The sequence below is a fragment of the Paenibacillus sp. DMB5 genome, assembly GCF_001517085.1.
Taxonomy (GTDB): Bacteria; Bacillota; Bacilli; order Paenibacillales; family Paenibacillaceae; genus Paenibacillus_AQ.
In genome coordinates, this window is record NZ_LRAC01000121.1 from 1 (window position 1) to 21,876 (window position 21,876).

Annotated in this window: 23 protein-coding genes and 1 pseudogene; all 24 read left to right on the plus strand. The window is 47.6% G+C overall.

The features are described from left to right. Positions 1-896, plus strand: a pseudogene (locus AWJ19_RS14050) (helicase-related protein); the annotation flags it as partial. Between the two features lie 2 nt (positions 897-898). Beyond that, positions 899-1,144: a hypothetical protein gene (locus AWJ19_RS34800; RefSeq protein ID WP_128083600.1), complete on the plus strand. Its 246-nt coding sequence runs from the start codon at positions 899-901 to the stop codon at positions 1,142-1,144. A gap of 23 nt (positions 1,145-1,167) precedes the next feature. Next, the gene (locus AWJ19_RS14055; RefSeq protein ID WP_128083601.1) at positions 1,168-1,767 is read left to right on the plus strand and encodes a ComF family protein; all 600 of its coding nucleotides are present in this window, start codon (positions 1,168-1,170) and stop codon (positions 1,765-1,767) included. Positions 1,768-1,946: 179 nt separating this feature from the next. Beyond that, positions 1,947-2,357 (plus strand): TIGR03826 family flagellar region protein, encoded by a 411-nt coding sequence (locus AWJ19_RS14060; protein ID WP_068724626.1) that lies wholly within the window; start codon positions 1,947-1,949, stop codon positions 2,355-2,357. A 105-nt stretch (positions 2,358-2,462) separates the two neighbouring features. After that, positions 2,463-2,750 (plus strand): flagellar biosynthesis anti-sigma factor FlgM, encoded by a 288-nt coding sequence (gene flgM, locus AWJ19_RS14065; protein WP_068724627.1) that lies wholly within the window; start codon positions 2,463-2,465, stop codon positions 2,748-2,750. A 12-nt stretch (positions 2,751-2,762) separates the two neighbouring features. Continuing rightward, a complete protein-coding gene (locus AWJ19_RS14070) occupies positions 2,763-3,263 on the plus strand; it encodes a flagellar protein FlgN (protein ID WP_068724629.1) in 501 nt (166 codons plus the stop codon). A gap of 51 nt (positions 3,264-3,314) precedes the next feature. Continuing rightward, positions 3,315-4,910 carry a flagellar hook-associated protein FlgK gene (gene flgK, locus AWJ19_RS14075; protein ID WP_068724630.1) on the plus strand — a complete coding sequence of 532 codons (1,596 nt, stop codon included), beginning with the start codon at positions 3,315-3,317 and terminating at the stop codon, positions 4,908-4,910. Positions 4,911-4,925: 15 nt separating this feature from the next. After that, positions 4,926-5,843, plus strand: a complete 918-nt coding sequence (gene flgL / locus AWJ19_RS14080) for a flagellar hook-associated protein FlgL (protein ID WP_068724632.1) — start codon at positions 4,926-4,928, stop codon at positions 5,841-5,843. Positions 5,844-5,861: 18 nt separating this feature from the next. Continuing rightward, complete coding sequence (locus tag AWJ19_RS14085; protein WP_068724634.1) at positions 5,862-6,425, plus strand: DUF6470 family protein; 564 nt, start codon at positions 5,862-5,864, stop codon at positions 6,423-6,425. 89 nt (positions 6,426-6,514) lie between these two features. After that, entirely contained in the window at positions 6,515-6,958 is a 444-nt protein-coding gene (fliW, locus tag AWJ19_RS14090) for a flagellar assembly protein FliW (RefSeq protein ID WP_068724635.1), read from the plus strand. A gap of 1 nt (position 6,959) precedes the next feature. Further along, on the plus strand, positions 6,960-7,202 hold the full coding sequence (gene csrA, locus AWJ19_RS14095; RefSeq protein WP_068724637.1) for a carbon storage regulator CsrA: 243 nt from the start codon (positions 6,960-6,962) through the stop codon (positions 7,200-7,202). Between the two features lie 262 nt (positions 7,203-7,464). Next, positions 7,465-8,355, plus strand: coding sequence for a flagellin Hag (gene hag, locus AWJ19_RS14100; protein WP_068724638.1), 891 nt, complete (start codon positions 7,465-7,467; stop codon positions 8,353-8,355). A gap of 200 nt (positions 8,356-8,555) precedes the next feature. Then, the gene (locus AWJ19_RS14105) at positions 8,556-10,457 is read left to right on the plus strand and encodes a glycosyltransferase family 2 protein (protein ID WP_068724640.1); all 1,902 of its coding nucleotides are present in this window, start codon (positions 8,556-8,558) and stop codon (positions 10,455-10,457) included. Between the two features lie 61 nt (positions 10,458-10,518). Continuing rightward, positions 10,519-10,911 carry a flagellar protein FlaG gene (locus tag AWJ19_RS14110; RefSeq protein ID WP_068724642.1) on the plus strand — a complete coding sequence of 131 codons (393 nt, stop codon included), beginning with the start codon at positions 10,519-10,521 and terminating at the stop codon, positions 10,909-10,911. Positions 10,912-10,931: 20 nt separating this feature from the next. Continuing rightward, on the plus strand, positions 10,932-12,062 hold the full coding sequence (gene fliD / locus AWJ19_RS14115; protein ID WP_277815807.1) for a flagellar filament capping protein FliD: 1,131 nt from the start codon (positions 10,932-10,934) through the stop codon (positions 12,060-12,062). Continuing rightward, positions 12,014-12,421 (plus strand): flagellar filament capping protein FliD, encoded by a 408-nt coding sequence (gene fliD, locus AWJ19_RS37305; protein WP_277815808.1) that lies wholly within the window; start codon positions 12,014-12,016, stop codon positions 12,419-12,421. The genes fliD (AWJ19_RS14115) and fliD (AWJ19_RS37305) overlap by 49 nt, the downstream gene beginning before the upstream one ends. A 33-nt stretch (positions 12,422-12,454) precedes the next feature. Continuing rightward, positions 12,455-12,847, plus strand: coding sequence for a flagellar export chaperone FliS (gene fliS / locus AWJ19_RS14120; protein ID WP_068724644.1), 393 nt, complete (start codon positions 12,455-12,457; stop codon positions 12,845-12,847). Next, the gene (locus AWJ19_RS14125) at positions 12,837-13,172 is read left to right on the plus strand and encodes a hypothetical protein (RefSeq protein ID WP_068724646.1); all 336 of its coding nucleotides are present in this window, start codon (positions 12,837-12,839) and stop codon (positions 13,170-13,172) included. Before fliS ends, AWJ19_RS14125 begins: the two co-directional genes overlap by 11 nt. A gap of 223 nt (positions 13,173-13,395) precedes the next feature. Further along, complete coding sequence (locus tag AWJ19_RS14130) at positions 13,396-13,593, plus strand: cold shock domain-containing protein (protein ID WP_068724647.1); 198 nt, start codon at positions 13,396-13,398, stop codon at positions 13,591-13,593. 516 nt (positions 13,594-14,109) lie between these two features. Next, positions 14,110-15,534 carry an S-layer homology domain-containing protein gene (locus AWJ19_RS14135; protein WP_068724649.1) on the plus strand — a complete coding sequence of 475 codons (1,425 nt, stop codon included), beginning with the start codon at positions 14,110-14,112 and terminating at the stop codon, positions 15,532-15,534. 260 nt (positions 15,535-15,794) lie between these two features. Next, positions 15,795-16,346 (plus strand): ribosome-associated translation inhibitor RaiA, encoded by a 552-nt coding sequence (raiA, locus tag AWJ19_RS14140; protein ID WP_068724651.1) that lies wholly within the window; start codon positions 15,795-15,797, stop codon positions 16,344-16,346. Positions 16,347-16,643: 297 nt separating this feature from the next. Beyond that, complete coding sequence (gene secA / locus AWJ19_RS14145; protein WP_068724653.1) at positions 16,644-19,151, plus strand: preprotein translocase subunit SecA; 2,508 nt, start codon at positions 16,644-16,646, stop codon at positions 19,149-19,151. Between the two features lie 447 nt (positions 19,152-19,598). Then, positions 19,599-20,712 (plus strand): peptide chain release factor 2 gene (gene prfB / locus AWJ19_RS14150; protein WP_128083602.1). Its coding sequence is split into 2 segments (ribosomal slippage): positions 19,599-19,670 and positions 19,672-20,712, totalling 1,113 coding nucleotides; the frame shifts between segments, so codons are not numbered across the junction. A gap of 54 nt (positions 20,713-20,766) precedes the next feature. Then, positions 20,767-21,651: a YitT family protein gene (locus AWJ19_RS14155; RefSeq protein WP_068724656.1), complete on the plus strand. Its 885-nt coding sequence runs from the start codon at positions 20,767-20,769 to the stop codon at positions 21,649-21,651. The last annotated feature ends 225 nt before the right edge of the window (positions 21,652-21,876 follow it).

Consider the following 21,876-nt stretch of genomic DNA (forward strand, 5'->3'; position numbering starts at 1 on the left):
CTGGTGGCGACGGCCGCGGCGCGACGTCGTGCTGGAGCTGGCCCCGCGTCTGGCGCGGGCCTTCCCGGCAGCGTCACTGGCCATCTGTACACGGCAGTCCGGACCGCTGGATACCGGGCCGGATTACCATCGCCACTACGCACCAGCTGATGCGGTTCCACCAGGCTTTTGATCTGGTAATCATCGACGAAGTCGATGCGTTTCCGTATCACAACGATCCTTTGTTGGCTTTTGCAGCCGGGCAGGCCTGCAAGCCGGACGGAGCCTTTATCTTTTTGTCAGCAACGCCGCCCCGGAAGCTGCAAAGGCAAGTCAGCTTCGGAAGGCTGCCGCATGCAAGAGTGCCGGTGCGCTTTCACGGCCATCCGCTGCCAGTACCGCAGCATTTGACGATGAGTCCGGTACATCTGTGTATCAAAAAGGGCGGGCTGCCCCGGGCTTTTATACAGGCACTGCGCAGATCGCTGGCACGGGAAGCACAGGTGTTTCTATTCGTGTCACGCATTGCCCATATTGAGCCCATACGGATGTTGTTGCTCCGGATTTACCCGGAAATCAGCATTGAAGGAACCTCTTCTGAGGATCCGTCCCGTGCCGGCAAAGTAACGGCCTTCCGTAAACGGGAGATTAGAATGCTGATTACCACAACCATTCTGGAGCGGGGGGTGACGGTTCCGCGCAGCGATGTATATATATTGGATGCAGACAGCAGTCTGTTTGATGAGGCTTCACTCGTGCAGATGGCGGGGAGGGCAGGACGTTCGCAGGAAGACCCGGTAGGCACAGTGCTGTTTCTCTCCCCTCAGTGGACGAGCTCCCAGCGCAAGGCGATTGCCCAGATCCGCACGATGAATGCCATTGCCCGCAGGCGGGGATACCTGAAGAGGAGGAAATGACCATGAATCCTTTAAGCGATTGGATAACCAGTATCCGCTCCTTACTTGCTCCCGCAATCATCTGCTGTCTAATCTGCGGTAAAAACGCCGTCCGTCAGCCGGACTGCCCGGCATCTGCACAGGCTGCGAAGCTGGTATTCCCTGGATCCGTCAGCCCCGCTGCCAGAAATGCGGCCGCCACACCGGTTGTCCGGATTGCAGCCGGAGCGGCCAATCGGCAACTATTCTCTATAACCGGAGTGCAGTAGCCTATACACAGGTGATGCGTGAATTGCTGGGACGTTATAAATACAGGGGGCATGAACGGCTTGCACCATTGCTCGGTCTCATGCTGGATCGTGCATACTTACAGCTAAAAGCTTATATAGATCATCCCCAAAACTTCATGCAGGTCCAATCTCACTGGTTGTATGAACATCATTTCCTTCGAAAAAAGAGGGCTAATCCAGCTAGCCTGTGGCACGCCGACCTGCTTGTTCCTGTACCCGTCTCCGAGTCCCGCCTCATGGAACGCGGCTTTAATCAAGCCGAGCGCCTGGCAGATGTATTGTCCGGACTTAGGGGGATTCCGCAGCTCCCGCTCCTTGTCCGTACCCACCATACCGGGAAACAGAGCTTTAAAAGCAGGGCAGAGCGCATCGCAGATATGAGGCACGCTTTTGCTGCAAATCCGGATAAGCCGGTCAGTGCACAATTCAGCAGCTGGTTGTCTCAAGTAAAAGCTCCCGGCCGGCCGCTGCAGATTCTCATTATTGACGATATTTACACTACAGGCAGTACCATTCGCGCGTGTGCAGAAGCGGTACAGATTATATGCTCGGGTCATAGAAGAGATGCAGAGATTTATAGCCTGACGTGGGCCCGTTCTTAATGCGAAATAATTCTATATAGTTTGAACCGGAAATATAGAAAAAGAAAAAAGAGGGGAAGCCTTACAAGTTTAAATCATCTAGCCGATACTAATCATAGACTAAGCGTTTGCAATCATGTAATCTAAGCATAAGTTCATTATGCAATGCACAAAATGTAAGGGAAGGAGCCGCCGGTAAAATGAATGTAGACAATTGTCCCAAATGCGGCCGTTTATACGTTAAGAATATTATGGAACTTTGCCAGCCCTGTATCAAAGAGCTTGAGAATCAATATGTGATTTGTGCAGAGTACCTGCGCAAGAACCGTGGCACCAATATTCAGGAGCTGTCCGATGCTACTGAAATTCCTATTAAAGAGATCACCCGGTTTATCCGCGAAGGCCGGATTTCTATAGCGAATGCTCCGAACATGATGCTTCCTTGCGAAGTGTGCGGAACACTGATCCGCGAAGGGCACATGTGTGACAGCTGCCGGTCCCGTTTAAGCAAGGATCTAAACAGAGCTGCGGCTGAAACTGCTGCTGCGAATGAAACGCCTAAAAGTGGCAATAAATCCGCTTACCGCGCCGTTGATAAGTTCCGCAATTAATAAAATCTTGGAAAAAACGTTTTCAGCTATAAAGATTGATTCAATAAAGGCCGATAAACTTAGTAAAGATTATCGGCTTTTTTATTTTAAAGGAAGGTGGAAGTTATGAAAATTAACGAGACCGGACGAATTAACCCAATTAACCCGTATCAGCGCAGTGCGGAAGCACAGCGCCAGGAGCAGATCAAGAAAAGTTCACGCAAGGACGAGGTTTCAATATCTGATGAAGCAATCCAGCTTCTGAAAGCCCAGAACAGCAGCAAGATCGATGCAGAACGTGCAAACAAGATCGAGAGCCTGAAACAGCAAGTATCCGCAGGTACCTACCAAGTTGACGCAGCTAAACTCGCAGACTCACTCGCCCCCTACTTTAAGCAATCCTCCGAGAATTAGGTGAATTCATCCATGGCATTGACGAAATTACTTGAACTCCTTGAGCGGCTGGATGACACGCATCTTCAGATGCTTGATCTGGCCGCAGTCAAGAAGCAGACGATTATGGACAACAGGGTCGATGGCCTGATTGACGTCATGAACCGGGAGTCCAAGCTGATGAAGCTGATTGGACAGCTTGAGGAGCAGCGTGCAGAGGCTGCCTATACCTTCTTACAGGGAGTAGGCATACGATCCAATCTGAACCTGAACCTGACCGAGCTGTCCCGGCTTGTATTTGATCCTGAAGAAAAATCGCGTCTGCAGCAAATACAGCAGAAGCTGTCTAACACACTGCTTCGCTTAAAAAAAGCCAACGAGCTGAACCAGAAGCTGATTGAGCAGTCGCTTACTTTTATAGACTATTCCCTGGATTTGCTTGTCGGAAGACCGAACCAGGAATTTACGTATCATCATCCGGCCGACAAAGGATATAACAGCAGCCGTTCAGGACTTTTTGACGCCCGCGGATAATGAATCTTATATATTCCGCATTGCCGGAGCAATCATAGGGAGGAATAAGCAGTGACATCCACATTTCATTCGATAGAGACGGCAAGGCGGAGCCTTTTTACCCAGACTGCTGCACTCAACACAACCGGACATAATATTGCTAATGCAAACACAGAAGGTTACACCCGCCAGCGTGTGAATATGAAGGCTGCTATTCCGATCGAGGCATACGGCATGAATAATTCGGCGATGCCCGGACAGATGGGGACAGGCGTGGAGTTTACTTCCATACAACGGATTCGTGAGATGTTTCTGGACGACCAGTACCGGGGGGAGAATGCCTCAAGCGGGAACTGGACTATCCAATCCGATACTCTGGATAAACTAGAAGCCATTGTGAATGAGCCTTCTGATTCAGGAATCCGGACAGTGCTTGATAACTTCTGGAAATCCTGGTCAGATTTAAGTAAGAATCCGGAGGATCCTACAGCCCGGAAGATTGTTGTACAGACGGCACAGTCACTTACAGATGCAATTAACTATATGAGTACACAGTTAGATAATCTGGACAAGGACCTTAACACCAATATTGATGTTAAAGGTAAAGAGATTCAAAGCTATCTGAGTTCTATTGCTGATCTGAACAGGTCTATCTACAAAATTGAGGGCATGGGCGATCAGGCTAACGACTTGCGCGACCAGCGGGATTTGCTGACGGACAAGCTTTCAAAAATAATTAATGTTACTGTACTTGATACAGATGCCGGATATACGATTTCACTTGGCGGACAACCGCTTGTCCAGGGAGCAGCTGTGGCTGCTACAGTAGACAGTGCATTTTTAAATAACGCATACGCTTCCGGGGATCTCAAAGCAGGCGAAGCCTACGGTATGATCTTCTCCAGCAAAACGTATGTTGCGGATTACAAAAAGCAGCTCGATGACATGGCTAATACAATTGCTAATGGTGAGGTTCAGGTTACGATTCCTTCGGGATCTACGCTTCCGGCAGGAACTACGGTTCTTCGGGACTCGGAAATTATTAATGCAGACGGCACCAAAACTACACTTCTTGCCGGAGCGGCAGTTCCGGTACCATTGACTGGAGATCTCAAAACTACGGTTAAGGGACTCAATGGTCTGCATGAGTTAGGATATGCCATAGACGGCAGCTCGGGACGGGCCTTTTTTACACCGGCAATTGCAGGTGAACCGATTACCGCAGGCAATCTGAGGCTTAATCCGGAAATAGCTGCTAACGCGAATCTGTTTGCAACCTCAATGAGGGTGACTACAGATAGTGCCGGAATTACCACTGTTATAAAAGGAAACAATTCCCTTGCCACATTGTTCAGTAATATGAAGGATAACACTACTTTCACTTCTACTGACGGCACAAAAACAGGTACTGTTGGGTCCTATCTCAGTTCTATGGTTGGACAGCTGGGAATCCAGTCACAGGAAGCAACACGTCAGGCCAGCAACTCTGATTATCTGGTTGAACAGGTAAATTCGCGGCGCCAGTCGGTGAGCGGTGTATCGCTGGATGAAGAAATGTCGAATATGCTGGTATTTCAGCACGCTTACAGTGCAGCTGCACGCTTTATGACTACTTATGACGAAATGCTTGAGAAACTGATTAACGGTACCGGCACAGTCGGCAGATAAAAGGAGGAATAGCTGATGTTGAGGGTAACCTCCAATATGATGAATTCACAGCTGCTGCTTAACTTGAACAGGAATGCCCGGACAATGAATGATACGCAGCTTCAGCTTTCGACTGGCCGCAAAATTAACAAGCCTTCGGATGATCCGGTGGGTATCACCTATTCTTTGCGCTATCGTGCTGAGTTATCATCTAACGAGCAATATACGAAGAATGTGGATAGCTCGCTCTCCTGGCTTGATTATAATGATACGGTGCTGGGACAAGCCGGTGAGGTCGTTCAGCGTTTAAGAGAGCTTACTGTGCAGGCGGCGACCGGAAGTAATCCCCAGTCAGCCTTGGACAGTATCAATGAGGAAGTAATGCAGCTCAAAGAGCAGCTTGTTGATATTGCTAACAGTAAGCTTAACGGGAAATACATCTTTAATGGCGAGCAATATGATGTTAAGCCGTATGACTTTGTTAAGGGAGCAGACGGAACCTTTGATACAACTAAGGCTATTACTACAGACCCTGGACAGATTCAATATGTCGTAGGTGAAGGGGTTCAGCTGCCCATCAGCCAAAGCGGAAATGATGTGTTTGGCTACTCGTCAGACGCAGATAATATTTTCACAGTCATTAACAATATCTCAAGTGCTCTAAAGTCAGGCAACATCACTGGAGTATCAGACCACTTAGCCAATGTGGATACCCGTATTGAAAAGTTTTTGACAGCCCGTTCTGAGATTGGTGCAAAGACTAACCGGGTAGAGCTGATGCAGGAGCGCCTTAGCGACCTTAATACCAACCTTACGGAACTCCAGGCCAAGACAGAGGATGCAAGTTATGAAGAGCTGATTATGAACTCGAAGATTCAGGAGAACATTTATAATGCTTCCCTATCTGTTGGAGCGAAAATCATCTCAACCACACTCGTAGACTTTATTAGATAACGGAGGTGCTACTCGCTGATGCAGGGTATTCTGCAAATTCGACAGACACCGGCGGTTATTGGTATTGATGCAGATCCCGGCCATTATTCCATTTCACAGCCTAAGGCTGAAGTTAATATAACAACTACACCAGGAAAGCTAAGTGTGGAGTCTACACGTCCGGTGCTTCTGATAGATCAGAAACAGGCGCGAGCCGCTTATAACGGGGGCACGGTGCTTGAAATGAACGGTCGTATCTATTCAGGTATCAAGCAATTATATTTGCAGGCTATCGCCCGGAGGGTGGAGCAGGGCAACCGGATGTCTGAATTTTTTAAGCCCGGTAATTCCATTGGCGAAGTTTATGGTTTTGATACAGAACCCAATTCTTTTCCTAATCCGTGCGGACCGGCATCTTACGATAACGTGAAAATCCGGTTTGAATCTCAGGCACCGAAGATCAGTTACAGAGCTGCTACAGTAGATATACAGGCTACCCGGCATGACCCTGAGATTGAATACACCCGCGGAAAGCTGGATATCTATATGCAGCAGTATAATTCTGTGGAATTCATTCCACCTGAAATTAATATGCAGATATAGCATGTGAGCTATAGATGTGCCTGAGTGCGCGTCTATAGCCATTTTTCTATATTACTCCATTTTCATAAAATGTTTAGGAGTTGAGTCAATTGATTATAGAAACATTGTCGATGGGCAGACTTGAAGTGAGTGAAGAACAATTGTATCATTTTCCCAAGGGTATTCCGGGGTTTGAGGAAGAAACGGACTACGCTTTAATTCCATTGGAAGATACACCGTTTTGGGTACTGCAGTCATTAAAAGAGCAGGGAATATCCTTTTTGCTTACGGATCCCTTTAAATTTTATCCCGGTTATGAGTTTGAACTGCCGGATGAGGAAGCTGCAGAGCTGCAAATTGAATCGGATATTCTTATCCGCAGTATTATTACCCTTCATGAAAATGCAGAACAATCTACAATTAACTTGTTGGCTCCGATTGTATTCAACCCTGCTCAGCGGCTAGGTAAACAGATTGTGATCCATAGCCGGACCTATCATACCAAACATATTCTGCTTCAGGAGCAGCCCGCAGACGGAAAGGATGGTGGCTGATGTGCTAGTGCTTTCCCGTAAAAAAGGTGAATCCATCGTTATTCAGGATCAAATTGAGATTACGATCCTTAGTGTAGATGGTGATACAGTCAAGGTTGGTATTTCAGCACCAAAGCATGTGGATATCTTTCGTAAAGAGGTTTATCTCTCGATCCAGGAGGCTAACCGCGAGTCGGCTGCTCCCCAGCAGTCTGATCTTAATGCCCTGCTTCACCGGCTGAGGGGATTAGGGAATCAGGATTAATAATTGCAGAGGCCACATTTAGCCCGGGACTGTTTAAGAGTCCCGGGTTTTTATTGATTTAATTAAGCCGGCATATACAGGCAAATCAGCACTTTGAGTAAATTTCAATATTTTTTAGAAAATGTTTAAAATGCTCTAAACAGTTCGGCAGCTCCCGTCGATATATTATTTAGACGCTGATCCGGCAGGGCGGCCGACCTTAACGGATTGGCGTTTACCACAAGGATGTGGAATCAATTTAATTTCAGGGAGGAAATACCCAATGATTATCAATCACAACGTAGCAGCAATGAACACACAACGTCAATTGTCTGTTAACACAGCTAATACTAACAAATCTATCGAGAAACTGTCTTCCGGTCTTCGCATCAACCGCGCAGGCGATGATGCAGCAGGTCTGGCAATTTCCGAAAAAATGCGCAGCCAGATTCGCGGTCTGGACATGGCTGCCAAGAACTCGCAAGACGGCATTTCTCTGATTCAAACTGCTGAAGGCGCACTGAATGAAACACACAGCATTCTGCAGCGTATGCGTGAGCTGGCTGTTCAGTCTTCCAATGATACAAACACAAACAGCGACCGTGAAGCTCTGCAAAAAGAAGTAGATGAACTGGCAAAAGAAATCACCCGTATCGCCAACACTACAGAGTTCAACACCAAGAAATTGCTTGATGGTTCTGCAGACGGCGGTACTCTGGTAAACAGTGCAGCTAACCTTTCGTTCCATATCGGTGCTAATGCAAGCCAAAGCATCTCGCTTACAATTGCTGCTATGGATGCTCATTCCCTGGGTGTAGCAGGAACAGGCGGCGCTTCGGCAACAGGCGGTACTGCAGCAATTGCAACTTCCGGTATCAGCATCTCCAGCCAGGTTTCCGCGAATGCAGCTATTACAACTATCAATACTGCAATCACAACTGTATCCACTGAGCGCGCTAAGCTGGGTGCTTACCAGAACCGTCTGGAGCACACTATCAACAACCTGAATACTTCTTCCGAGAACCTGACTGCAGCTGAATCCCGTATCCGTGACGTTGACATGGCGAAGGAAATGATGGCTCAGACGAAGAACAATATTCTTGCGCAGGCTGCCCAAGCGATGTTGGCGCAAGCGAACCAACAGCCGCAAGGCGTACTGCAGCTCCTTCGTTAATTTTTAATTCAATTGAATTAATGTTAGTCTCTTAATCAAAGAGGACTGATAGGTATGCCTGAACGGGCTGCTATCAGTCCTCTTTGATTTGTAAAGGGTAAAATTGCTTTCAGCAGTAAGTAATCTGTTTATCGCAACTAACTTATTTTTGAATGATGCCGATATAATAAGTAACATTTAATTCAGAGGAGATCGTACTTATGAATGCCTCCATCTCATTATGCATGATTGTTAAGAACGAAGAGAATATACTGGCCCGGTGTCTGGACAGTATAAAAGATAAAGTGGATGAAATGATTATTGTAGATACCGGATCAACTGATAATACAGTAGAAATTGCCAAGCAGTATAACGCATCAGTGTATACGTTTGCCTGGACTAATGACTTTTCAGAAGCCCGAAATTATTCGCTGCGCCAGGCAACCAAGGAGTATATTCTGGTCCTGGATGCAGATGAGTATTTAGATCCAGAAGCCGACTTGCACCAGGAGCTTTCTTCAAGACTGGACTATTATCTTTTTAACATTAAAAATTACCATTCCTACGGGCAGAGCTTTACTCACAGCGCAGTGCGACTATTCAAAAATGATGCCGATCTTTATTATGAAAACCGGCTACATGAGCATTTGAATGTTGTGGGTAACGATGCACTTAAAGGCGGAGAAGCTGGAGCACTTATTCATCATACCGGGTACAACGCGGAAACGATGATTGAAAAGGATAAGATAAACCGGAATTTACCCCTGATGCTGCAAGCTGTAAGGGAAAACCCCGATGCCTACAATCTATATAACATGGGTAAAACCTATTTATCGCTGAATGAGCACCTTAAGGCTGTAGAATTTTTCAAAAAGGCATACCCGTTAAGCACAAACCGTGTCTTTCTGCCGGAATTGCTGGTAAAGCTAGCCTATTCTCTTGGGGAACTAGACAGGAACGAGGAAGGCTTAAGCATCTTGAACGATGCAGTAAACGTATTCCCTCAAGAAACCGAAATGTGGTATATCCGCGGGGAACTTTTCGCAAAGACTGGCTATTATATAGATGCTGTAGCTTCATTTGAGCAGTGTCTGAAAATCGGAGACAGCGGATCTCTGGTGCTTGAAGGATCAGGGAGTTACAAAGCCTTAGAATCACTGGGAGGAGTATATGAGAAGCAGAGACAGCTTACAAAGGGTTTTGACGCAGTCTTGAAATCTCTTCAGGCCAAAAAAAATTATACCCCTGCACTTAAACGATATTTCAATATCACACTGAAGGCTAAGGTCCCATTAAAGGATGTTTATGAGACTATTAAACAGCTCTATAATATTGCCAATATCGAGGAGCTTCATCTGCTTCTGAATATCTTGTATGGACTTAGACACCCGCTGCTGTGGGATCTTCTTACACAATATTCCGTTAATTCGCAAAAGCATATTGAAGCAGTGGCCAAACTCTACAATAAGGATTATGAAGGTGCCCGTGCCATCTGGAGCGGAATGGCCCCACAGGCAGTTCTTCCGGAGAACGGGCCAGATATCCTGCTGCTGGCTTATATCATGCAAGATCCAGAGCTACTAAAGCTTGCTGTTGGGGCTATGAATCTAAGCCATCGTGAGGCCAAGCAACTCAGCAAGCTTGTCGGAGGAGCGGAACTAAAGGCTGCCGAAATGACAGGCCCAGTAGAGGCTCAGCTCCTTGAAATGGCACGGAACCTTATCATTCTTCAGGAAATGGACCGTTTCGAAACGATTTCTGCCGTACTTTTAACAGCCAAAATCGACACCAAAATTAAGCTGTGTGAAGTCTTAATCGATTATGGTTATGAAAAGCCGGCATTTGACCAATTAGTAGAGCTCTATGAAGAAAAACCTGCAAATGTGGAAGTGCTGAAAATCCTTGGAGATCTTTGCCTCAGGCTTGGTCATTTAGATGATGCGGAAGTGCTGTATGCTAGATTAATGGAGCTGCTACCGGTGTATAGCTCATTTGAGAGCTGTTACAGTTTATATGAGAACAAACGCAATATTAAAGGAATGAGAGTGATATGGCATGAGATTAAACGGCTCTTTCCACTATCTCAATGGGATTTAGCTTTAAATGGAAGAACGTCTTCATAAAGACTATCCTTCTTCCGATATATAAATTAAATAATAGTATTCTTTTCGGAGGTTTTTGTATATGGAATTTCATTTCTCCTTGTCTGCGGTATCGGTTAATCCACCTAAACAGAGCGCAGGCTATGAACCTGCTGCCGTAAAAGCCCCGGAGCAGCAAAAGCTCCCTGATAAAATCAGCACCAATTCAGAGCTCGTACAAGCGGAAAGACAAGGCGCTAAAGTATCAATCGGGCAGGAGCAGCTGATCAAGGCTATAGCTAAGGCAGTCAAAGCTCTGGAAGGACCGCAGACAACACTGGAAATCAGTATTCATGAGAAGACACATGAACTGATGGTAAAGGTGCTCAACAAGGATACTGGAGAATTAATTAGAGAAGTGCCATCCGAGAAGACATTAAATCTGGTTGCGAACATGATGGAGATTGCCGGAATTTTGATTGATGAACGTGTGTAGAAGGGAGCTGGGATGAACGAATGGCTATCCGGGTCAACGGATTTTCTTCAGGCATGGATATTGATAGTATTGTCAAAGAACTGATGAATGCAAAGCGCCAGCCGCTTGTAAAGCTTAACCAGTCAAAGACGCTGTTGGAGTGGCAACGTGATAGTTACCGCGAAATCAACAGTAAGCTGGTAGATTTCAAGATGAATAAGCTGAGTGAATGGAATAAATCCGCTCAGATGAATACACAGCAGGCAGTGGTAACGGGGAATACAGCTGCGGTGAAAGCCGATGCTTTGGCAAGCGCAAACGGAGTAGGGATGACAGTAACTGTGAATAAGCTGGCTACCAGATCAAGTACAGAATCAAGTGGTTTGGTAAGTACTTCTACCGGCAAAACGGCTACGAGTTCGACGCTGTTATCTGACATCCAGCACAGCGGTGCAGTCGCCATACCCAGTAAGATTACAATCAATAGTGTAGATATTGCTCTTACCAGTACAGATACAATTTCCAGTCTGATGGGGAGAATTAACAGCAGTAACGCCAAGGTTAAAGCAACCTTTGATGAGGTCAGCGGTAAATTTAATATAACCTCAACGGAAGATGGGGCAAACACCTATTTGAAAGAAGCTAACCTGGACAGCTCATTAAAATCGCTGATAAATCTGACAACTTACAGCGATGCCCAAAACGCAGAAGTGACTGTAAAAAGCGCTAAGCAGGGCAGTTCAGAGACAGCCGTTACTTACACTCCGTCAACCAATTCCCTGATGGTAAATGGTGTGTCCCTGACTTTTCTGGCTGTATCGGGAACTGGCGGAGCCTCCAATATTTCAACCGTGCCATCTTCAGATAAAACGGTTGATACAATTAAGTCCTTCATAGATACGTATAATTCTCTCATTTCAACAATGTCTACCAAGGTGGGGGAAGAAAAATATCGTAATTTCCCTCCTCTGACTGATGAACAAAAGGCCGAAATGAAAGAAGCGGATATTACAAACTGGGAGAATAAGGCCAAAAGCGGTCTTTTAAAAAATGATTCCATTCTCCAAACCGTTATTTCAGATCTCCGTTCGGTCATATCTAAAAATCTGGCAGTCTCAGTGACATGGGGATTACTACCGGCCAGTATTATGAAGGCGGGAAAATCTATTTAGATGAAGCGAAGCTTAAACAGGCGCTTACTACAAATCCTCAAAGGGTTACCGAATTATTCCAGGGCAACTCCGTAAGCATAGACGGTGGTATATTTGGTCAAATGTCTAAATTAGTAGATAAGTCTCTTGATAACATCGTTACCAAAGCAGGGACATCGAAATTTACGACAGATTTGACGGCTACCTATAAAACGGAAAGCGTAATGGGGAGAATGCTCAAGGATTATAAATCCAGAATCGAGGCCATGACGGATCGTTTAACAGATCTGGAAACACGCTATTACAAACAGTTTACTGCGATGGAAACAGCAATGTCTAAATATAATTCACAGTCAAGCAGTTTGTCTAGCTTTCTCTGATATGAGATTTAGGATAAGAAAAGGGTGAAAACAATGATGATTTCTCCATATGAAAAATACCGGCAGTCGTCGGTAAAAACATCTACGCCGGGACAACTGCTGATTATGCTTTTCGATGGAGCTATCCGTTTTACCAAGGCGGGTGCGGAAGGAATTGCTGCAGCGGATATTCAGAAGACAAATCAAAACTTTGTCAAAGCCCAGGCTATAATGAGTGAATTAATGGCTACGCTTGATCCGGGCTATAGTATTTCCAATAGTCTCTTCAGTCTTTACGAATACATTAGACATTTAATGATACAAGCAAATGTGAAGAAAGATCAGAGTCTTGCTGAGGAAGCATTAACGTACCTCAATGAATTGCGTGTAACCTGGATGGAAGCTTCCAAATCGAACTCATCTCAGGAACATACTCATGGCCGATAGGATTCATGCTCTTGAGGAGCTGACCCGGAGTATACTTGGGGGATTAAGCCAGGCTGATGATAATGAGATCACAGCATTTGTCGAACAGCGGGAGAAATTGACGGACGAGCTTATAGATTCCTTTCGTCATAATCCGCCGAATGACGATGAGAAGGTGAAGATAAGAGCGTTGTTGGCTCACGACCAGCAGCTGAGCCAGCGTATGAATGCGTTGAAACTTGAAGCCTCCCAATGGCTACTGAACCGGAATCAGGCCAAGATGCAGCGTAATGCTTATGAAACGGCCTATACACCTGATAGCCTCCTTATGGACCGCAAAAAATAACCAGGTACTGATGTTTCAGCTCAGGAGCAGACGGGTATTATATAGCGTCTGCTCCTTTTTGATGAATTGATCACATTTGAAGCTGATTTGTTTAAATTTGTGGGTGGTAAATTATTGAAAGTAAACATTTACTTTTCCAATTGACAATGAAGAAGCTGCGGTGGTATAGTCGAGTTGTGGGCAAGACTCACGTTCATCTGATGACGAAGGGAATGTTTAATCAATGGAAGGTAAAGTAAAATGGTTTAACGCAGAAAAAGGCTATGGCTTCATCGAAACTGCCGATGGTGGCGACGTATTTGTACACTTCTCCGCAATCCAAACTGAAGGCTTCAAAACTTTGGATGAAGGTCAATCCGTAGAGTTTGACATCGTTGAAGGCGCACGCGGACCACAAGCAGCTAACGTCATCAAATTATAATCATCCGGCGCAGCGACCTACATATATGGTAGATGGTTAGCAATTTAGACAACGCTAGCAGGGACCCTGGGATTCTCCCGGGGTCTTTTTTTATTGTTCTGAAAGCGCTAATCCACAGTCAAATCGCCCAAACCTAACATGAATTCCCAATATTCTGTTAGGGATATGAAAAAAATGGGTAATGACAGATGTTGGGCCTACGATCTTGCCTCGATGCAGACTATTCGCAGCTTAGGCGTATGGTTGAGAAAGGTGTGAAAAGCAATACCGTGAAGCTAATGCCCTTCTGCAGTACAGTGAAATGTGCCTACACATAAAAGGAATGAATTACACTATGCTGCCTAAGCTGACATTGCGTACAGTATGCTTCCTGAAGCAGATGTGTTGTATAAAGCGGATTTAATAACGCTGGAGGCCCACAAATGTAAGCGCATGCTTCCAAGAATGATATTGCAAGATTATGGTTACAGCCATGGAGGAATGCGCAATCAAACTTTTAGGAGGATGGATAGCAGAATGAAGAAGATGTGGCGCGGTTTGATGACTGGAATATTCGGAATCAGCATGTTGTTCGGAGCTCTTGGAAGTGTCTCTGCCGCAACGGCCAAGGATATTCAGGGACACTGGGCACAGAGCCAGCTACAGGACTGGCTCGATAAAGGATACCTGCAAGGTTATGCTGACGGGACGGTAAAACCGAATAATGCGATTACCCGAGGTGAGTATGTGGCGCTGGTAAACCGCCTGTTTGGATTTACGGACACGGCAGCAATCACGTTTACAGATCTCAAGAGCACCAACTGGGCTTACAGTGAAGTGGCCAAAGCTGTAAGAGCCGGATATATTGGCGGATATGAGAATAATACTTTCCGTGCTACCAGTCCAATTACCCGTCAGGAAGCTGCGGTGATTACTGCCAAGCTCCTCAGTTTGAATACTAACACCACAACGCTGACCTTCAAAGATAGTGCTCAAATTGCCTCATGGGCAAAAGGCGCAGTCGCAGCCGCGGCTACCAAGAGCATCATTAACGGTTATCCGGATGGAACCTTCGGGCCGAAAAAAGCTCTGACCAGAGCTGAAGCAGTTGGTATCATCGGTAACTCGGCGGCTAATAAGCCAGGCGGGACAGTCACGCCAACTCCTACACCTACAGCTACACCTTCTGCAACGGCCACTCCAACTCCGACGGCAACCCCAACCAGCCCGGCTGGTGGAGGTAGCGGCGGCGGTGGGGGCGGCGGTGGCGGTGGAGGTACTGCTCCAACTGTTAGCGGAATAACTTATGGACATGTGGGCTCTGTTACGGCAGATGTGTATATGACCCCGTCGGTGACAGGAGCCGTTTATTATGTTGTTGCCCCTTACAGCAGTACAGCGGCTACGCCTAACCATCTGCAGGTCCGTGACGGTTTGACTGCTGCCGGGACAGCAGGTGTGAATGCAGGCTCTACGGCCGCTACCGCCGGCAGCACTGTGTCATTCTCGGTTTACGGATTGCAGGCCAGTACTGAGTATGCGGCCTATATTGCGGTTACTGATACTGCAGGCAGCTGGTCAGGGGTTTATACTCTCCGATTAACTACTAAATCTGCCAGCGGTGGGGCCATTACTGAACTTAGTCCGGGCACCATGGGGACAGTCACGGCTGATGTTTATGTTACCTACGGCCAGACGGGGGGGATAGCCGCACCCGTACGGTATGTGGTGCTTCCGGCTGGCGCTACCCAGCCTACTGCAGAACAGATTGCAGCAGGTCAAAACAGTTCCGGTGCACAGCTTGCTGCACCTTGGAGCGGTGGCTTTACACCGGTTCCAGGAGTAAGACAGACACTGACTCTAAGTGATCTAACTGCTGATACCGCTTATAAAGTGTATGTCATTGCAGGCAGCGGAACTTCATGGTCACCAATAGAAATATTACGGATTCATACGAAATAGCCTTAAAGCTTAATACAGCCCGTAAGCAGGCACTCTGTAAGGAATTTGCTATTATAAAATCAGGCCGTCTAGGAATAATATAAGCGGCTATATATGGTCCGGATGAGGGCAACCTGATTGCCTCGTCCGGACTTTGTTTATTTGTAAATATAGAAAGCTGTAGATTAATGTTAGGTAAATGTAAAGTCTGTAACGAATTGCTTTTTACTTAGCGCTGACAATTTGGTATAATGGGAACGTAAACAAAGGAGGAGTGCCCTATGCAATTCAGCATTCGAGGTCAACAAATTGAAGTGACAGATGCTTTGAGAGATTATGTTGATAAGAAGCTCAGCAGACTTGAGAAGTATTTCGATGCACCCCCTACCTCAGAAGGATATGTGACGCTTAGCGTAGTCCGCGGCCTTCATACGGTGGAAGTAACGATTCCGCTGGCCGGCGTGACACTTCGTGCAGAAGACCGCAGCGACGACATGTATGCATCCATTGATGCTGTCGTGGACAAGCTGGAACGGCAGATCCGCAAGCACAAAACCAAACTCAACCGTAAGTTCCGCCAGGAAGGCAGCCTGAAGACCATCTTCGTGGAAGAACCGGCGAGTAGCGTTGCCGTTGAAGAACAGGACTACGATGATTTGGAAGTAGTGCGGAACAAGCGCTTCACCCTGAAGCCTATGGATGTCGAGGAAGCCATTCTGCAGATGAACATGGTTGGACATAATTTCTTTGTATTCTCCAACATTGAGACTTCTGAAGTAAGCGTTGTTTACAAACGCAATGACGGCAAGTACGGCCTGATCGAACAAGATTAATCTGATAATCAGGCACAGAACTATGCTGGAAGGTTATTGCCGCCAGTAATAATTTCAAAAAATCAGCCGAGTCCCTATTCGCTTGAAGCGAATAGGGCTCTTAATCGTATATAAAGGGTGACAATTTGCCGCTTCTTCTATTTTGCAAAATAAGGTTGCGGCTGCTCGTATTGCGGCTTGTCTTACAAACTGTTACAATTTATGAAGCAGCGGAATCGAAATAATATATGGCCCTTTCAATTTATATTTAAGGATGGGCTCGGTTCCACCATCTGTGTTGCATGAAAGGGGTTAACCATGCTAGGACTTGTAAAGAAAATATTCGGCGACACCAACGAACGCGATGTTAAGCGTCTCATGAAGACGGTCGATGTTATTAACGGACTGGAACCTGAATTCGTAGCCCTCTCGGATGAGGCGCTTAAGGCGAAGACGGAAGAATTCCGGGCCCGGATCGAAAAAGGCGAGACTCTGGAGGAAATTCTCCCCGAGGCATTTGCAACCGTACGCGAAGCTTCCAAACGGACGCTGGGCATGCGGCATTTTGACGTACAGCTTGTTGGAGGTATGGCGCTGCATGAAGGCCGGATCTCCGAAATGAAGACAGGTGAAGGTAAGACACTGGTAGGTACATTACCGGTTTATTTAAATGCATTGCTCGGCAAGGGTGTACACGTAGTAACGGTGAATGACTATCTGGCCCAGCGCGACAGCGCGCAAATGGCACAAATCTATAACTTCCTGGGCATGACGGTCGGGGTTAACCTGAACGGCATGGACCATGCTGATAAACAAGACGCTTATGCCTGCGATATTACGTATGGTACCAATAATGAGTTTGGTTTCGACTATCTGCGTGACAACATGGTGCTCTATAAGGAGCAGATGGTACAACGCCCGCTATATTTCTGTATTATTGATGAAGTGGACTCCATTCTTATTGACGAAGCGCGTACTCCTCTGATTATCTCAGGGCAAGCTGAGAAGTCGACAGAGCTGTATTATGCAGCAGACCGTTTTGTTAAAAAGCTGACGGCTGAAGAAGATTATACTGTTGATATTAAAGTGAAGTCGGTAGCACTGACTGAGAAGGGCGTGGCTACGGCTGAACGCGCTTTTGGCGTTGAGAACCTGTACGATCACAGCCATGTTACGCTGAATCATCATATCGTCCAGGCGCTCAAGGCTAATGTCATCATGCGCCGTGATGTCGATTACGTGGTGAACGGCGACGAGGTTGTTATTGTCGATGAATTCACAGGCCGTCTGATGGCTGGCCGCCGCTACAGTGACGGACTGCATCAGGCGATTGAGGCCAAGGAAGAAATCCAGGTGCAGAACGAGAGCATGACCCTGGCTACAATTACCTTCCAGAACTACTTCCGGATGTACCGCAAACTGGGCGGTATGACAGGTACAGCGAAGACGGAAGAAGAAGAATTCAAGAAAATTTACGGCCTGGAGGTTCTGCAGGTACCGACGAATAAACCGAACCAGCGTGTAGATATGCCTGACGTTGTCTATAAGAGCGAGAACGGCAAATTCAACGCAGTGGTATCCGAGATTGTAGAACGCCACAAGAAGAACCAGCCTATACTGGTTGGTACAGTATCCATTGAGAATTCAGAGCGCGTATCTGAAATGCTGAAGCGCAAGGGCATCAAGCATCAGGTGCTGAATGCCAAGCATCACGAATCCGAGGCGGAGATCATTTCCCAGGCAGGACAGCCGGGAACCGTAACCATTGCAACCAATATGGCCGGACGCGGTACAGATATTATGCTGGGTGACGGTGTCAGAGATGTTGGCGGTCTGCATATCATTGGTACAGAGCGTCATGAATCACGCCGGATCGATAACCAGCTGCGCGGACGTGCCGGACGCCAGGGTGACCCGGGCTCGACGCAGTTCTATCTGTCCCTTGGCGATGAGCTGATGAAACGGTTCGGTGCGGATAACGTGCTGAACATGATGGACCGTCTGGGCTTTGAAGAAGACCAGCCGATCGAGAGCCGTATGATTACACGCGCAATTGAATCGGCCCAGAAGCGGGTAGAGGGCAATAACTTTGATATTCGTAAGGTCGTTCTTCAGTATGATGATGTTATGAACCAGCAGCGTGAAATCATTTACAAACAGCGCCGCGAAATTCTTGAATCCGAGAATATCAAGGGCGTTGTAACCGAGATGATCAAGCCGGTCATTGACCGTGTAGTCCGTGCTCACTGCAGTGACGATATTCCGGAGAACTGGGAGCTGCAGGAGGTTGCCGACTATGTCAACAGCAAGCTGCTGGATGAAGGCGCCCTTACCCGTGATGATCTGTGGGGCAAGGAAGTGGAAGAAATCGTTGATTTCATCTTTGACCGTGTTATGCAGAAATATGATGCGCGTGAAGAGCGCCTCGGCGCTGAACTGGTTCGTGAATTCGAGAAGGTTATCGTGCTCCGTTCCGTAGACAGCAAATGGATGGATCATATTGATGCGATGGATCAGCTTCGTCAAGGGATTCACCTGCGTGCTTACGGCGGTACCGATCCGCTGCGTGAATATCAATTTGAAGGCTTTGAGATGTTCAACGCCATGACTGCCGCCATTCAGGAGGAAGTCGCTACTTATATTATGAAGGCGCACATCGAAGCCAATCAGGAACGCCAGTCTGTAGTCGAGGAAGATAAAATCTCGACCAACGCTGAGCCGGCTGAGAAGCGTCCGGTACATGTCGAAGCGGCCATTGGCCGTAACGATCCTTGCCCATGCGGCAGCGGCAAGAAGTACAAGAACTGCCACGGCCAGAACGCATAAGGATATCCGAGGCGTCTCAGGCTTATAATGATAATAAAAGCGGCTGGGCCCGGGGTTTCCCCCGTTTGCGGCCCGGCCGCTTTTTTGGAGTTTTGGGGAGTTTCCCAGGGGCTAGAGCAGGTGAAGATGCTCTGCTCTAGCCCCTGGCGGGAGCGGCGGAGGGGAAGTTTGGAACTGTAGGAGCGAATGCGTCCGCCTGAAAGCTTTTCGCAGAAAAGCTCACTTCGGAAGCATATGCTGTCTTCGGATTTCTACCGCGAACAGCGGTCCCAATCAGGAAATCTGAAGACAACAGCGGCCGGAAGTCCAAACATTCCCAGGAGCTGCGGAATACGCCAGGTGCAAGATTGAGGAGCAAGGAGCCATGCGCGCTATACTCCCTGGAACGATGCAAACTCCAATCAGCGGCCCCGCGCAATATTTTATTTTGAAAGGTGTAGTGATACCATGATTGATTCCAATGTGAAGCAGGACCTGCGTGAAATAGGCAAGAAACTAACCAACCTTAGGGGGTCTCTTTGACTTAGACCTGAAGCTGGAAGTCATTGCGAACTTTGAAGAGAAGATGGCAGCGCCGGATTTCTGGAATGACAATGAACAGGCCCAGGCAGTCATCGGTGAGATGAATGCAGTTAAATCTGTAGTAGACCAGTTTGAGAAGCTGCAGCAGGAGTACGATGATGCGGCGATGATGGTGGAGCTGGCCGATGAGGAAGGCGACGAGGAGCTTGCTGCCGAGGTGGCCGGAAACATCCGGACAATCAGCGGCAAAGTGGATGAGTTCGAGCTGCAGCTGCTGCTGAATCAGCCGTACGATAAGCTGAATGCCATTCTGGAGCTGCATCCGGGTGCAGGCGGAACGGAGTCCCAGGACTGGGGCCAGATGCTGCTGCGCATGTACACACGCTGGGCGGAGAAAAGCGGCTTCAAGGTTGAGGTGCTCGACTATCTGCCGGGTGATGAGGCGGGCATCAAGAGTGTAACGCTGCTAATTAAAGGCTTCAATGCCTACGGCTATCTGAAAGCGGAAAAGGGTGTACACCGGCTGGTGCGCATCTCGCCGTTTGATTCCTCCGGTAGACGTCATACCTCGTTCGTTTCCTGCGATGTGGTTCCGGAGATTACCGATGATGTGGAAGTGGAGATCCGTACAGAGGATCTGAAAATAGATACCTACCGGGCCAGCGGCGCGGGCGGTCAGCATATCAATACGACGGACTCTGCGGTGCGGATTACGCATATTCCTACAGGTGTAGTGGTAACCTGTCAGAATGAACGCTCGCAGATCAAGAACCGGGAGCAGGCGATGAAAATGCTGCGCTCCAAGCTGTACGAGCAGAAGCTGCAGGAGCAGCAGAAGCAGCTGGATGAGATCCGCGGCGAACAATCTGATATTGCCTGGGGCAGCCAGATCCGCTCGTATGTATTCCACCCTTACAGCATGGTGAAGGATCACCGTACTTCCGTGGAAACCGGGAACGTGGGGGCTGTGATGGACGGCGATATTAACCTGTTCATCGACGGCTATCTGCGCAGCCAGATCAAGACAGAAGTTGAATAAGCATAACTGGATTTCTACGCGTCCTCGGAGTGTAGTAAGGAGAAGCTAGAGAACATGCAAAAAGAAAATTCACGCAACAAACCGCCGCTGATTCCGCTGAACGGGCCGCTGCGCCATACAGTGGATGTGGCGTTAATCCTGATCGGTTCATTGATTACCGGTCTTGGGTTCAATCTGTTTTTTCTGCCTAACCAGATCGCTTCAGGGGGAGTATCCGGCATATCGGTGCTTGCTGAGGAGTGGTTCGGCGCCGAGCCGGCTTTTACACAGTGGGCCTTGAATATCCCGTTATTTATCCTCGGGGTTATTTTCCTTGGTAAGCAATACGGCATGCGCTCCCTGCTGGGGAGCTTTGTGCTGCCGCTGTTTATCTACCTGACCAAAGACGGTCCGGTTCCGACAACCAATCCGCTGCTTGCCTCGATTTATGGCGGGATCGCAGTCGGGCTTGGTCTGGGGCTGGTGTTCCGCGGACGCGGATCCACGGGCGGACTGACCATTTTGGCGCAGATTATTCAAAAGATTACCGGCTTCAGCTTCTCGCTGTCTGTAGTGCTGCTGGACGGTACGGTTATTACACTGGCTGCGTTTGTGCTGGGGATGGAGCAGGCGATGTATGCACTGATCGGCCTGTTCGTGACCGGAAGAGTAATCAACGCGCTGGAGATGGGCTTCAGTGTGACCAAGGTGGCTTACATCATTTCAGATCATACAGAGGCGATATCCCAGGCCATTCTGAATGACCTGGACCGCGGGCTGACCAAGCTGAACGCACAGGGCGGCTATACCGGTGACAACCGGGTAGTGCTGATGGCGGTTGTCGGCCAGAACGAAATTACCCGGCTAAAAGCGATCGTCCGGTCTGTAGACCCGGGCGCGTTCGTTATCATTACCGAGGCCCATGAGGTGCTCGGTGAAGGATTTAAAAGAGAAGCGTAGAATCTCCATGAGAGAAGTCTGCGCTTCTCTTTTTTAAAATATAAGAATTTATAAGTTTTACGCTATCAATAATCCTTATATTTCTCGCAGAAACGGTTACCGCCTTCTCTAAAGGACGGCATAGCCGTTTCTGCTTGTATAACAATCCTTCTAATAAAGTTAACCTAACGTGTTGTATTTATATTAATTCGGTCGTATAATAATACATATTTGCAGGACGGTATG

What these genes read in the sequence shown, in the direction of transcription:
- AWJ19_RS34800 (WP_128083600.1), top strand. Translation starts at nt 899, where the DNA reads ATGAATCCTTTAAGCGATTGGATAACCAGTATCCGCTCCTTACTTGCT.
- AWJ19_RS14060 (WP_068724626.1), top strand. Translation starts at nt 1,947, where the DNA reads ATGAATGTAGACAATTGTCCCAAATGCGGCCGTTTATACGTTAAGAAT.
- flgM (WP_068724627.1), top strand. Translation starts at nt 2,463, where the DNA reads ATGAAAATTAACGAGACCGGACGAATTAACCCAATTAACCCGTATCAG.
- AWJ19_RS14070 (WP_068724629.1), top strand. Translation starts at nt 2,763, where the DNA reads ATGGCATTGACGAAATTACTTGAACTCCTTGAGCGGCTGGATGACACG.
- flgL (WP_068724632.1), top strand. Translation starts at nt 4,926, where the DNA reads ATGTTGAGGGTAACCTCCAATATGATGAATTCACAGCTGCTGCTTAAC.
- AWJ19_RS14085 (WP_068724634.1), top strand. Translation starts at nt 5,862, where the DNA reads ATGCAGGGTATTCTGCAAATTCGACAGACACCGGCGGTTATTGGTATT.
- hag (WP_068724638.1), top strand. Translation starts at nt 7,465, where the DNA reads ATGATTATCAATCACAACGTAGCAGCAATGAACACACAACGTCAATTG.
- AWJ19_RS14105 (WP_068724640.1), top strand. Translation starts at nt 8,556, where the DNA reads ATGAATGCCTCCATCTCATTATGCATGATTGTTAAGAACGAAGAGAAT.
- AWJ19_RS14110 (WP_068724642.1), top strand. Translation starts at nt 10,519, where the DNA reads ATGGAATTTCATTTCTCCTTGTCTGCGGTATCGGTTAATCCACCTAAA.
- fliD (WP_277815807.1), top strand. Translation starts at nt 10,932, where the DNA reads ATGGCTATCCGGGTCAACGGATTTTCTTCAGGCATGGATATTGATAGT.
- fliD (WP_277815808.1), top strand. Translation starts at nt 12,014, where the DNA reads ATGGGGATTACTACCGGCCAGTATTATGAAGGCGGGAAAATCTATTTA.
- fliS (WP_068724644.1), top strand. Translation starts at nt 12,455, where the DNA reads ATGATGATTTCTCCATATGAAAAATACCGGCAGTCGTCGGTAAAAACA.
- AWJ19_RS14125 (WP_068724646.1), top strand. Translation starts at nt 12,837, where the DNA reads ATGGCCGATAGGATTCATGCTCTTGAGGAGCTGACCCGGAGTATACTT.
- AWJ19_RS14130 (WP_068724647.1), top strand. Translation starts at nt 13,396, where the DNA reads ATGGAAGGTAAAGTAAAATGGTTTAACGCAGAAAAAGGCTATGGCTTC.
- AWJ19_RS14135 (WP_068724649.1), top strand. Translation starts at nt 14,110, where the DNA reads ATGAAGAAGATGTGGCGCGGTTTGATGACTGGAATATTCGGAATCAGC.
- raiA (WP_068724651.1), top strand. Translation starts at nt 15,795, where the DNA reads ATGCAATTCAGCATTCGAGGTCAACAAATTGAAGTGACAGATGCTTTG.
- secA (WP_068724653.1), top strand. Translation starts at nt 16,644, where the DNA reads ATGCTAGGACTTGTAAAGAAAATATTCGGCGACACCAACGAACGCGAT.
- AWJ19_RS14155 (WP_068724656.1), top strand. Translation starts at nt 20,767, where the DNA reads ATGCAAAAAGAAAATTCACGCAACAAACCGCCGCTGATTCCGCTGAAC.